Origin of the sequence: Citrobacter sp. C13 (genome assembly GCF_014596815.2) — a bacterium.
GTDB lineage: Bacteria > Pseudomonadota > Gammaproteobacteria > Enterobacterales > Enterobacteriaceae > Citrobacter > Citrobacter portucalensis.
Genome location: NZ_CP115024.1, coordinates 2,860,892 through 2,873,533, shown reverse-complemented (window position 1 = coordinate 2,873,533; position 12,642 = coordinate 2,860,892). Strand labels below are relative to the sequence as shown.

Genomic DNA, 12,642 nt, shown 5'->3' with positions numbered 1-12,642 from the left:
ATTCCTTACAACGCTGAATTAGCGTCCTGCTTTTAGCTTCTGATAATACTCTTCGTAGATAGCGCTGGCGGAACCGACATCGTTCTGCCATTCCCCTTTGTTGATGGTTTCTGCATCAGGGTAGAGCGTTTTGTCGTTCGCGACCTCAGGACTTAACAGCTTGCGTGCTGCCAGGTTTGGCGTCGGGTAACCGATAGTTTCTGCGACTTCTTTCGCCACGTCCGGGCGCAGCAGGAAGTTAATCAGCTTCAGTGCACCTTCTTTGTTTTTCGCGTTAGCCGGAATAGACAGGCTGTCCATCCAGAAAATGCCACCTTCTTTCGGCCATACCACTTCCAGCGGTGTGCCCGCCTGACGCGCAACATACGCGGAGCCGTTCCACACCATCCCCAGATTAACTTCGCCTTCCATATACGGGTTGGCCGGGTTGTCAGAGTTAAATGCAGCAACGTTAGGCATCAGCTTCTTCAACTCGTTATAGGCAGCTCCAATCTCTTTAGGCTCGGTGGTATTGCCGGAATATCCCAGCTTGCGCAGCGCCATCTGGAACACTTCTCGCGCATCATCGGTTAACAGCAGACTGCCTTTGTACTCCGGCTTCCACAGATCGGCCCAACTGGTGACGGTTTTAGGATCGATAGCATCGCTGTTGACGGCAATGGCCGTCGCACCCCAGATATACGGGATGGAGTAGTCATTGTTCGGGTCAAACGGCTTGTTGAGCATTTCCGGATCGAGGTTGTGGAAGTTGGTCAACGTCGATTTGTCGATCTTCTGGATCATGCCTTCTTTACGCATTTTATCGACGTAATAGGTGGACGGAACCACCAAATCGTATGCGCCGTCTTTATAGGTTTTGAGCTTGGCGTACATGGTTTCATTCGACTCGTAGGTCGAATAGATAACCTTAATGCCGGTTTCTTTGGTGAACTGTTCCAGCAGACCCGGTGGTACGTATTCAGTCCAGTTATAGAAATAGAGCGTGTTGTTGTCATTCGCGTGAGCGGCGCTCATGCCCAGTGCCAGAGCTCCCGCCGCGAGCAGGTGGCGTGACCATTTTTTCATCATTTAACGTCCCCTGAATTAAGGGCCTTAGCGGCCCTTGGTTTTATCACGTGCAATAAGCTGGCTGGCAATCACCATAACCAGCGACAGAACCAACAAAATGGTCGCCAGCGCGTTCACCTCTGGTGATACGCCGACTTTAACCATTGAGTAGATTTTTAATGGCAAAATTTCATAACCCGGTCCGGTGACGAAAGATGAAACAACAACATCATCCATCGACAGCGTAAAACTCAGCAACCAACCCGCAGCCACCGCAGGCATAGCCAGTGGTAGTATTATCTTGCGCAGAATAGTTACTTCGCTGGCACCCAAATCTTTAGCCGCCTCAAGCATGCGGACATCAAAACCTTTCAGGCGAGAGTAAACCGTCACCACCACAAAAGGCAGACAAAAAGTGATATGCGAGAACAGCAGCGACCAGAAACCCAGTTGAATGCCGATCAGCATAAACAGCACCAGCAGAGATATTGCCATCACAATATCCGGCGACATCATCACCACGAACAGCATGCCACTGACGAACGGTTTACCGCGAAAACGGTAACGGTACAGCGCAACCGCAGTAAGTGAGCCGATCAAGGTGGCAAACGTGGCGGATAGCACCGCCATCGTCAGCGAGTGCTGTGCTGCCTGCAACAGGCTGTCGTTATTCATCAGCAGGCCGTACCATTTGGTAGTAAAACCCTGCCAGTTGATGCCAAAGCGCGAACTGTTAAAGGAGTTCACAATCAGAATGATGATTGGAATATACAGATACGCGTAGATAGCGGTCATAAAACCGCCGCGAAGCAGTCGACCGATCATTCGAGTTCCACCTTCTTGTTCAGTAAGCGGGAGGCGCGCCAGTAGATCAGCAGCATCAGACCCATCACGATGGTCAGCGTAATGCTGGTGGCTGCACCAAACGGCCAGTCGCGGATGTTCAGGAACTGAACTTTAATTACGTTACCAATCAGCAGGTTTTTCGCACCGCCCATTAAGTCGGAAACGTAAAACAGCCCCATTGCGGGCAGCATGACCAGCAGGCATCCGGCGATAATCCCCGGCATCGTCAACGGAATAATGATGCGAGTGAAGGTCTGAAGCTTATTGGCACCTAAATCGCGTGCGGCTTCCAGCAGCGGTTTATCGAGCTTTTCAATGCTGGAATAGAGCGGCATCACCATAAACGGCAGCAGGATGTATACCAGCCCGATAATCACGGCGCTGGGGGTAAACATAATGCGAATGGGTGTATCGATAACGCCGAGCCATAACAGAAACTCGTTGAGATAGCCTTTGGTACTGAGGAAAATTTTGAGTCCGTAGATGCGAATAAGGGAATTGGTCCAGAACGGAACAATCAGCAGGAATAGCAGCAGCGGACGTACTTTTTCCGGCAGTTTCACCAAAAACCAGGCAAACGGGTAGCCGAGTACCAGACAGGCGAGCGTGGCAATCAGCGCCATATTGAGGGAGTGAACCAGCACCTCAAAATAGAGCGGATCGAGCAGACGCGTATAGTTCTCCAGCGTAAAGACCATTTTGACGAAATTGGCGTCGTCACGGGTCAAAAAGCTGGTGCCGATGATCATCAGGTTGGGCAGAAAGACAAATAACACAAGCCAACCGACAATGGTGAAGATCACCACACTCTGGAATTTACTTGTGCTCTTCATCAGCCAGTACGACCTCCCAGCTTTCTACCCAGTTAATTGCCATTTTCTGGTCGAGCGAGTGGTCAAAGTCAGGATCATCTTCGTTGAAGAATTCGCTGACCATCACCATCTTGCCATTTTCCAGTTCTACAACCGACTCCAGCGTCATGCCTTTGTAGTTGCGTTCGCGCACGTAGCCGATCAGGCCTTCGATATGATTATCATCGTTGATTTCATCAACGCGTAAATCTTCAGGGCGTAACAGAACGTGCAGCTTTTGTCCGGGAACTACCGCGAAGTTGACATAAATATTGCACTCGCGGCCTTCAACGTTAGCACGAACACGCTGTTCATCCAGACGTTCAATCACCGTGGCGTTAAACATATTGATCTCGCCGATAAACCCGGCGACAAACAGATTCTTTGGCTCTTCGTAGATTTCGCGCGGCGTACCGTCCTGCTCAATCTTACCATCGCGCATCACCACGATGCGGTCAGACATAGTCAGCGCTTCTTCCTGATCGTGTGTGACAAAGACAAAAGTGATACCAAGCTTACGCTGCAGCGCTTTCAGTTCGTTCTGCATCTGCTTACGCAGCTTGTAGTCCAGCGCAGAGAGGGATTCATCTAACAAGAGTAAGCGGGGTTTGTTGACCACTGCTCGGGCAATCGCTACGCGCTGCTGCTGTCCGCCGGAAAGTTGATGCGGTTTTCGCTGGGCGAACTCTTCCAGTTGCACCATGCGCAAGGCTTCGGTAACGCGGGGAGAAATGTCGGCTGCGGGCGTTTTTTGCATGCGCAAACCAAAGGCCACATTCTCAAACACAGTCATGTGGGGGAATAGCGCATAGCTTTGGAAGACGGTATTCACGTAGCGATTTTCCGCTGGAACGTGAGTGATGTCCTCGTTGTCCAACAAAATATGACCGGAATCAACCGTTTCCAGACCGGCAATCAGGCGAAGAACGGTTGTTTTACCGCAGCCAGAGGGGCCAAGCAGCGTAAGAAACTCGCCATTATTGATGGTCAAATCCAGGCTGGAAATCACCTCTTTGCCATCGAAACTTTTGCGAATTCCCGCTAATTGCACCAGTGGAGAAAGCGAACGCGGTTGTTTATTCAATTTTTTACTCTGTCCCATGTAAACGCAACGGATGGCTGACCGATGCGGGGTTTGTGGTTAACCACCTTGATGACTCTTAATGAGGGCCGTTATTCTACGGCAAACCATTGTAATCGCCAATCCTTGTTGCGAATTACTGACTTAGCCCTATAGTCAGAGGGGATGTCAGGGCGAAATATTCTCACTTGCGGGGATAAAAGTGACCTGACGCAATATTTGTCTTTTGTTGCTTATTGATAATGTTGTCACAAAAAGTGAGGGTGACTGCATGGATAAACTACTTGAGCGTTTTTTACACTACGTGTCGCTGGACACCCAATCAAAATCGGGCGTGCGGCAGGTACCCAGCACCGAAGGACAGTGGAAATTATTACAACTGCTCAAACAACAGCTCGATGAGATGGGGCTGGTTAATATTTCACTGAGCGAAAAAGGCACGCTGATGGCAACGTTACCTGCTAACGTTGCTGGTAATATTCCTGCGATCGGCTTTATTTCCCATGTGGATACCTCACCGGATTTCAGCGGTAAAAATGTCAATCCGCAAATCGTTGAAAACTATCGCGGTGGCGATATTGCGTTAGGCATTGGTGATGAAGTTTTATCGCCGGTGATGTTCCCGGTGCTGCATCAACTTCTGGGTCAGACGCTGATCACCACAGACGGTAAAACGTTGTTGGGCGCGGATGATAAAGCAGGCGTGGCGGAAATCATGACCGCACTGGCTGTGCTTATCCAAAAAAATATTCCGCACGGTGATATCCGCGTGGCCTTTACGCCGGACGAAGAGGTGGGTAAAGGGGCGAAGCATTTTGATGTTGCGGTATTCGATGCGCAGTGGGCCTATACCGTTGACGGTGGTGGCGTAGGTGAGCTGGAGTTTGAAAACTTCAACGCCGCGTCGGTTAATATCAAAATTGTTGGCAACAATGTGCATCCCGGCACCGCAAAAGGGGTGATGGTGAATGCGCTGTCCCTGGCGGCGCGTATTCACGCTGAGGTTCCGGCAGATGAAAGCCCTGAAAAGACGGAAGGCTATGAAGGCTTTTATCATCTGACGAGCATGAAAGGGACGGTCGATCGGGCGGATATGCACTACATTATTCGTGATTTTGACCGTAAGCAGTTTGAAGCGCGTAAACGCAAGATCATGGATATCGCCAAGAAGGTTGGCAAAGGGTTACACCCAGACTGCTATATCGAACTGGTGATTGAAGACAGTTACTACAATATGCGCGAAAAAGTGATTGAGCATCCGCACGTGCTGGATATCGCCCAGCAGGCGATGCGCGATTGTGATATTGAGCCGGTGCTGAAACCGATCCGTGGCGGCACTGACGGCGCGCAGCTGTCGTTTATGGGATTACCGTGTCCGAATCTGTTCACCGGCGGCTACAACTATCATGGCAAGCATGAGTTTGTGACGCTGGAAGGAATGGAAAAAGCGGTGCAGGTGATTGTGCGTATTGCTGAATTGGCCGCGAAACAAAAATAAAGCATGTGTAGTTGCCGGATGGCGCTTTGCTTATCCGGCCTACAATATTTCACTCCAGTAGGCCTGATAAGACGCATGGCGTCGCATCAGGCACAGTCTATTACCCTTCGAAGAACCAGTACCCGCTGTTGACCAGCGCGGCAAGCATGGCAAGGAAAGAAGGATCTTCCAGCGCATCCTCAAAGTTCTCAGCCGTCAGCACAATATGACTGGCCAGCGCTTCCAGCGCAGGACGATGTGGCGAGTCAATTTTCTCACCGTTAGCGTAGACGTCATCGCCAATGCGCAATACGCGCAATCCGCCCAGACGCACTAAAACATCACCTTGTTTCAGGGCATCATAAATTTCGTCTGGCTGATACGGTGGCTCCGGCGGGGCAATATCCAGCTCATGACGAGACTGAGAGATAAACTCGCCAAACCACTGCTGAAAATGTTCTGGCTGATTAATCAGATCCAGCATCATTTCGCGCAGCTTGTCCATTTCCTGCGGCAGAACATCTGCCGGATGATCGCGCGGTGGCAGGTCAGGATCGCTGTAATAGGTGCTGCCCAGTTCGCGTTGCAAAACGTAATCGGCGAACCCGCTGATCAGCTCGCGAGTGTTTGGCGCGCGGAAGCCAACCGAATAGTTCATCGCGTTTTCTAACGCATAGCCTTCGTGCGGGAATCCCGGTGGAATGTACAGGATATCGCCGGGTTCCAGCTCTTCATCAATGATGGCTTCGAACGGGTCGACCTGAAGAAGATCCGGGTGAGGGCAGTGCTGCTTCAACTGCAGCTTTTCGCCTACGCGCCAGCGACGACGACCGGTTCCCTGAATGATAAATACATCGTACTGATCCAGGTGCGGGCCAACGCCGCCGCCGGGTACAGAGAAAGAAATCATCAGATCGTCGATACGCCAGTCCGGTAATTCACGGAACGGGCGCATCAGCGCGGCGGTAGGTTCGTGCCAGTGGTTGACCGCCTGCACCAGCAAAGACCAGTTGTTCTCGCCAAGATGGTCGTAGCTTTCGAAGGGACCATGGCTAACCTGCCATTTACCATCCTGATGGCTGACGAGTCGGCTGTCGACCTCGCTTTCCATTGCCAGTCCAGCCAGTTCGTCAGGAGAAAGAGGATCAATAAAGTTATTAAACCCGCGTTTTAAGACCACCGGGCGTTTCTGCCAGTGGCGTTCAAGAAAATCGGGCCAGTTAAGTGTGAGTTGGTATTCCATAGTGAGCATCCCGCAGGCTGGTATCTGCAACCGATTATAACGGATACTTAACCTCAAGCGTGAAGTCAGTACATATTTATTACATGCGACGATTACTCGTCTTTCTGGCCCGGCTGCTGGCGGCCAAAAATAACTTCCATGCGCGCGCCACCCAGCAGGCTATCACCAGCAATAATTTGCCCGTCATACTGTTCGGTGATTTCTCGCGCCACCGCCAGACCGACGCCTTGTCCGGGACGTAGTGTATCTACGCGCTGTCCACGGTCAAACACCACTTCCCGTTTGCTTTGCGGAATACCAGGACCATCGTCTTCGACCAGAATATGCAGCTGATCCTCAGACAGTTGCGCCGAAATCTCGACAAACTCCAGACAATATTTACAGGCGTTATCCAGGACGTTGCCCAACACCTCGACAAAGTCATTCTGTTCGCCCACAAAGCTGATCTCAGGTGAGATATCGAGATTAATGTTGACCCCTTTACGCTGATACACTTTATTCAGCGCCGAGGTGAGCTTATCCAGCAACGGCGCGACCGGGTGCAGCTCGCGGCTGAGTAGGGCACTGCTGCCACGCATACTGGCGCGATGCAGGTAATAGCCTATCTGTTGGGAAATACGACTAATTTGTTCCAGCATGATAGGCTCTGCGTCGCTGACGTTCATCTTTTCGTTACGCATTGAGCGCAGCGTACTTTGCAGTACCGCCAGTGGCGTTTTCAGGCTATGGGTGAGATCGGTTAACGTGGTGCGGTATTTATCGTAGCGCTCACGTTCGCTTTTTAAAAGTCGATTGAGATTGCGAACCAGGCTGGTCAATTCGCGTGTGGTGGCGGGGTTTAGCATCTCACGATGATGTTCCTCAAGCTCACGGACTTCACGCGCTAGCGACTCAATTGGCCGCAGGCTCCACCAGGCGGCCACCCATAACAGCGGAATGACCAGCAACAGATTGGCGACCAGGACATAAATAAACCAGCTCCAGACCATATACGAGCGCTTTAGCTCTATAGGAATGGTGTCGACAACCACAATGGTCAGTTGCGGCATTCTGGCTGTGGCGGGGTAGACGTTCACCGCCACGGAGTGGGTCATTTCGGCGTCGTCATCATCTTCTCTGACTTCTTTTAACTGCTGCTGAGCGGAGTGATCTTCGCCCAGTAAAGTGCTGGTGGCGTTTACATTGGCTTCAATTTCATGAAAACCGTTCGTTTTTAGCCAGTCCGGTTGGATACTTTTCGTCAGCCAGGGAACATTGCGCTGCGCCCACAACAATTCACCGCTTTCGTTATAGATCAGCGACATTGTTGGACTTTGCATATCGAGATGTTCAGGCAGCTCGACGTTTATCTTGCCGTTTTCCCACTTTGCCAGGGTATAAAACAGATTACTTTCACCCCGCAGCAGGCGGAACGTTGTCTTATCAAAGCTGACGCTGTAGCCCACCAGGGCAACCATGCCGTAGGCCAGTGAGAGCACCAACACCACGCCCGCAGTTGCCAGTAAAAAGCGCAACCGCAGCGATAGCGGGAAAAAATGACGCAATAGTTTATTCATTAGCGCAGTTCAAAAAGATATCCCTGACCACGCACGGTGGTGATGACGTCGTCCGGATACTGCGCCTGTATTTTCTTACGCAGACGTCCCATTAGAACATCAATGGTGTGACTTTCGCGCAGCTCGGCATCCGGATAAAGCTGCAGCATGAGCGAATCTTTACTGACCACTTTGCCATTATTACGGATGAGCGTTTCCATAATGGTGTATTCAAACGCAGTGAGCTTGATAACTTCATCATTGACGGATAACTCGCGTCGAGAGAGGTCCACCTGAAAAGGCGGAAGGGAGATAATTTGCGATGCCAGACCGCTGTTGCGGCGCATCAGTGCCTGCATGCGCGCAGCCACTTCTTCGATGTGAAACGGTTTGGTGACATAATCGTCAGCGCCAGCGCTGAGGACTTCCACCTTGTCCTGCCAGCCTTCGCGCGCGGTTAATACCAGAATCGGCAGCGAAACCTCATTACTGCGCCAGCGGCGGATCAGCGACAAACCATCTTCATCGGGGAGTCCTAAATCAACGATCGCGATATCCGGCAGATGTTCATTCAGATAATAGTCCGCTTCCTTCGCATCTTCTGCATCATCCACCTGATGCCCTAAATCCTGTAACTGAACCTTGAGGTGGTGGCGTAATAAAGCATTATCCTCGACAACCAGTACGCGCATCATCGTTTCTCCCTAAAATAATGGTATGAATAGTTTAACGCTGATTATGTGGCTGTGGGGATAAACATTTAATAAACCGGGGGAAGGGATAATCTCGCGGACAATAAAAAAGCCGGAAGCGCTGATGCTTTCCGGCTTACTACGATATGAACGGAAGACCGGAACAGGCTCAAGCACGCTCCGGCATCAAACAGATTACTTCAGTTCATCAACCATGGTGATGGCGCGACCAATATAATTGGCAGGCGTCATTGCTTTCAGGCGAGTTTTCTCTTCTTCCGGCAGCGCCAGACCGTCGATAAACTGCTTCATACCTTCGGCGTCAACGCGCTTACCGCGGGTCAGCTCTTTCAGTTTCTCGTACGGCTTCTCAATACCGTAGCGACGCATCACGGTCTGAATCGGCTCTGCCAGAACTTCCCAGTTATGATCCAGTTCATCCAGCAGATGATCGCGGTTCACTTCCAGTTTGCTCACGCCTTTCAGCGTGGACTGATACGCGATCAGCGCATAGCCAATACCTACGCCCAGGTTACGCAGAACGGTAGAGTCAGTCAGGTCACGCTGCCAGCGGGAGACCGGCAGTTTGCTCGCCAGGTGCTGCAGAACCGCGTTAGACAGACCCAGGTTACCCTCGGAGTTTTCGAAATCGATGGGGTTAACTTTGTGCGGCATGGTGGAAGAGCCGATTTCACCCGCGATGGTTTTCTGTTTGAAATGGTTCAGCGCCACGTAACCCCAGACATCGCGGTCAAAGTCGATCAGGATGGTGTTGAAACGGGCGATGCAGTCAAACAGCTCGGCAATGTAGTCGTGCGGCTCAATCTGCGTGGTGTACGGGTTCCACTGGATGCCCAGCGAGGTGACAAACTCTTCGCTGAACTGATGCCAGTCAACTTCCGGGTAAGCGGCGATGTGGGCGTTATAGTTACCGACTGCACCATTGATCTTACCAAGAATTTCAACCTGGTTGAGCTGACGATACTGACGCTCCATACGGTAAGCCACGTTAGCCATTTCTTTGCCTAGCGTAGAAGGGGTGGCTGGCTGACCGTGGGTACGGGAGAGCAGAGGAATATCGCGATACTGTACAGACAGATCTTTCACCGCGTCGATAAGCTTACGCCAGTACGGCAGAACCACTTCGTCGCGTGCGGTTTTCAACATCAGCGCGTGAGACAGGTTGTTGATGTCTTCTGAAGTACACGCAAAGTGGATAAATTCGGAAACAGCGTGCAGTTCCGGGATATCCGCCACTTTCTCTTTCAGGAAATACTCAACTGCCTTCACATCATGGTTGGTCGTACGCTCAATGGTTTTGATGCGCGCAGCATCTTCTTCATTGAAGTTAGCGACGATCGCATCAAGGAAACCGATTGCGTCGGCAGCAAAAGCAGGAACTTCCTTGATCGCTGCGTGCGCGGCCAGTTTTTGCAGCCAGCGTACTTCAACCTGTACGCGGAATTTCAGCAAACCGTATTCGCTGAAAATCCCGCGCAGCGCGCTGACTTTATCGCCGTAGCGTCCATCGACAGGGGAAACGGCGGTCAGTGAGGATAATTCCATAGATCACAACTCCGGGGTTAAATGAGCAAGAATTTGTTTTGCCTGAGTCGTCAGGCGATTACGAGAAAACATGAGTTGCAGACGGCCTCCACCAACCTGATGCCAGAGCACGGCAGCACGGATGCCAGCCAGCAGCGAAGCGCGTACTTTAGCCTGTACTTGTGGGCTCTGAAGGATGGCCGGGGAACCCGTGACCTGAATACGCGGGCCGAGTGGGCTGATGACGTCAACATAAATACCAGCCATCGCACTCATCAACGTTTCTGACTGCAAATCAAAATGGTCTAGTTGGCGCTGCAAGCCGCTAATACGGTCTCCCAGCGTGTCCATAGCGCCCTTGGCCGCTGACAGCTTACGCTCCAGCACCATCAGGCTTAGCGTATAGCGGGTGAGTTCCGCGTTCAGTCCCTGACGACTGCTGGCGTTCAGTACGCCAAGCAGCGTTTCAAGGCCAAGACGCAGATTGGCTTCGCTGCCGCCAAACACGCCCAGCGTAGAGCTGGGATTCATGTCGATGACACTGTTCAGTGAAACGTGTAATGCATCGGCATCACAATGCCCCTGGTGCGCCAGTTCCTGCACCAGGCGTGCCGACTGACAAATGCCTGCCAGGGCGAGGGTGATGTCATAATAATTCTTTGCCACGTTCACTGCTTCCTTGTATCAAATGTGTAAGTAATTATACCGGCAGAGGCAATCGTTGTTCGATAATGCCGCCGCCGAGGCACACTTCGCCATTGTAAAAGACAGCCGACTGACCCGGCGTGACCGCCGCGACTGGCTCGTCGAAAATGACTTCAATACGCTCAGCATCCAGTGCCTTAACGGTGCACGGAATGTCGGTCTGACGATAGCGGGTTTTCACCGTACAGCGCATGGTGCCGGTGAACGGTTCGCGATCGACCCAATGCAGCTGTTGCGCCACCAGGCCAACGGACATCAGACGTGGATGTTCATGGCCCTGAGCGACAACCAGAATGTTGTTCTCAACGTCTTTATCCACCACATACCATGGATCTTCTGTCCCTTCTTTCGTTCCGCCAATACCCAGACCTTTACGCTGACCCAGAGTGTGATACATCAGCCCCTGATGCTGGCCAATCTCTTCGCCATCAACGGTGATGATTTTGCCTGGCTGAGCCGGCAGGTAACGACCAAGAAACTCGCGGAACTTACGTTCGCCAATGAAGCAGATGCCGGTGGAGTCTTTTTTCTTGGCCGTAATCAGACCAAGATCTTCGGCAATTTTACGCACCTGCGGTTTTTCCAGTTCACCGACCGGGAACAGGCTTTGCGCGATTTGCTCATGGCCGAGTGTGTAGAGGAAATAACTCTGGTCTTTATTGCCATCGAGCCCACGCAGCAGGCGGCTTTTGCCGTCGACATCCGCGCGACGCACGTAGTGACCGGTGGCGATGTAATCGGCACCTAAATCTTCGGCGGCAAACTCAAGGAAGGCTTTAAACTTAATTTCTTTATTGCACAGAATATCCGGGTTCGGCGTACGACCTGCTTTGTACTCTTCAAGGAACAGTTCAAAGACGTTGTCCCAGTATTCTGCGGCAAAGTTGACGGTATGCAGTTCAATGCCTAGTTTGTCACAGACCGCCTGCGCATCCGCAAGGTCGGCGGCCGCTGTGCAATATTCCTCGCCATCGTCCTCTTCCCAGTTCTTCATGAACAGGCCTTCTACCTGATAGCCCTGTTGTTGTAACAGCCAGGCAGAAACGGAGGAATCGACACCGCCGGACATGCCGACGATCACTTTTTTTGGGCTTTCAGACATAGGAATACTCACGACATTGAACTTCAAGGCGGCATATTCTAGCACGCAGCCCTTTACTTGACACCCTCTGTAAACGGCCAGTTAAATTCACCGATCATGGCCAGTGGGTAGCGCTGGCCACTCTGATAACAGCGAATACTCTCTGCAACCAACGGCGAACGCAGGTTTGGCGCAGAGAAAATCTCTTCTGCGCTGACCCAGCGACAGCAATCTATATCGCTGTCATGGGGTTCTGTAGCGCACATATTGGCAAGCTCGATAGAGAAAAGAAAACGCAAAAAGGGCGTTCTGTCCGGCGCAATCCATTGATGCATACGAATGAAATGCTGCGGCTGCCCTTTAATGCCCGTTTCTTCCCACAGTTCGCGTGCTGCGGCTTGCACCAGCGTTTCATCGGCTTCCAGGTGTCCTGCAGGCTGATTCCACAAGGCTTTGCCATTGATCGTTTCTTCAACGACTAAGAATTTATCTTCTGCATGCACAATGCAGGCGACCGTGACGTGCGGTTTGAACATGTT

The 12,642-nt window shown here is 51.6% G+C and carries 12 protein-coding genes; 1 reads left to right on the top strand and 11 read right to left on the bottom strand.

The window, feature by feature from the left end:
• Window positions 1–18: 18 nt before the first annotated feature.
• Genes potD through potA form a run of 4 tightly spaced genes read right to left on the bottom strand, consistent with a single transcriptional unit; the run spans window position 19 to window position 3,846 of the window.
• Entirely contained in the window at window positions 19–1,065 is a 1,047-nt protein-coding gene (gene potD, locus IB222_RS13780) for a spermidine/putrescine ABC transporter substrate-binding protein PotD (protein ID WP_149385053.1), read from the bottom strand.
• Between the two features lie 27 nt (window positions 1,066–1,092).
• On the bottom strand, window positions 1,093–1,872 hold the full coding sequence (gene potC / locus IB222_RS13775) for a spermidine/putrescine ABC transporter permease PotC (protein ID WP_003030794.1): 780 nt from the start codon (window positions 1,870–1,872) through the stop codon (window positions 1,093–1,095).
• Entirely contained in the window at window positions 1,869–2,726 is an 858-nt protein-coding gene (potB, locus tag IB222_RS13770) for a spermidine/putrescine ABC transporter permease PotB (RefSeq protein ID WP_003832285.1), read from the bottom strand. Before potB ends, potC begins: the two co-directional genes overlap by 4 nt.
• Window positions 2,710–3,846: a spermidine/putrescine ABC transporter ATP-binding protein PotA gene (gene potA, locus IB222_RS13765; protein ID WP_003832287.1), complete on the bottom strand. Its 1,137-nt coding sequence runs from the start codon at window positions 3,844–3,846 to the stop codon at window positions 2,710–2,712. Before potA ends, potB begins: the two co-directional genes overlap by 17 nt.
• A gap of 250 nt (window positions 3,847–4,096) precedes the next feature.
• Here potA and pepT point away from each other — a divergent pair, with 250 nt between their 5' ends.
• Window positions 4,097–5,323 carry a peptidase T gene (gene pepT, locus IB222_RS13760; RefSeq protein ID WP_149385041.1) on the top strand — a complete coding sequence of 409 codons (1,227 nt, stop codon included), beginning with the start codon at window positions 4,097–4,099 and terminating at the stop codon, window positions 5,321–5,323.
• Between the two features lie 100 nt (window positions 5,324–5,423).
• Here pepT and roxA read toward each other — a convergent pair whose 3' ends face one another.
• The 7 genes from roxA to IB222_RS13725 all read right to left on the bottom strand — a co-directional run bounded on the left by roxA (window position 5,424) and on the right by IB222_RS13725 (window position 12,639).
• Window positions 5,424–6,545, bottom strand: a complete 1,122-nt coding sequence (gene roxA / locus IB222_RS13755) for a [50S ribosomal protein L16]-arginine 3-hydroxylase (protein ID WP_149385040.1) — start codon at window positions 6,543–6,545, stop codon at window positions 5,424–5,426.
• Window positions 6,546–6,637: 92 nt separating this feature from the next.
• Window positions 6,638–8,101, bottom strand: a complete 1,464-nt coding sequence (gene phoQ / locus IB222_RS13750; protein WP_126318419.1) for a two-component system sensor histidine kinase PhoQ — start codon at window positions 8,099–8,101, stop codon at window positions 6,638–6,640.
• Window positions 8,101–8,772 (bottom strand): two-component system response regulator PhoP, encoded by a 672-nt coding sequence (phoP, locus tag IB222_RS13745; protein ID WP_003846709.1) that lies wholly within the window; start codon window positions 8,770–8,772, stop codon window positions 8,101–8,103. The genes phoQ and phoP overlap by 1 nt, the downstream gene beginning before the upstream one ends.
• A gap of 195 nt (window positions 8,773–8,967) precedes the next feature.
• A complete protein-coding gene (gene purB / locus IB222_RS13740) occupies window positions 8,968–10,338 on the bottom strand; it encodes an adenylosuccinate lyase (RefSeq protein WP_003832400.1) in 1,371 nt (456 codons plus the stop codon).
• 3 nt (window positions 10,339–10,341) lie between these two features.
• A complete protein-coding gene (gene hflD, locus IB222_RS13735; RefSeq protein WP_003832401.1) occupies window positions 10,342–10,983 on the bottom strand; it encodes a high frequency lysogenization protein HflD in 642 nt (213 codons plus the stop codon).
• 34 nt (window positions 10,984–11,017) lie between these two features.
• Window positions 11,018–12,124 carry a tRNA 2-thiouridine(34) synthase MnmA gene (gene mnmA / locus IB222_RS13730; protein WP_003832402.1) on the bottom strand — a complete coding sequence of 369 codons (1,107 nt, stop codon included), beginning with the start codon at window positions 12,122–12,124 and terminating at the stop codon, window positions 11,018–11,020.
• 53 nt (window positions 12,125–12,177) lie between these two features.
• Complete coding sequence (locus IB222_RS13725) at window positions 12,178–12,639, bottom strand: NUDIX hydrolase (RefSeq protein WP_003832403.1); 462 nt, start codon at window positions 12,637–12,639, stop codon at window positions 12,178–12,180.
• Between the last annotated feature and the right edge of the window lie 3 nt (window positions 12,640–12,642).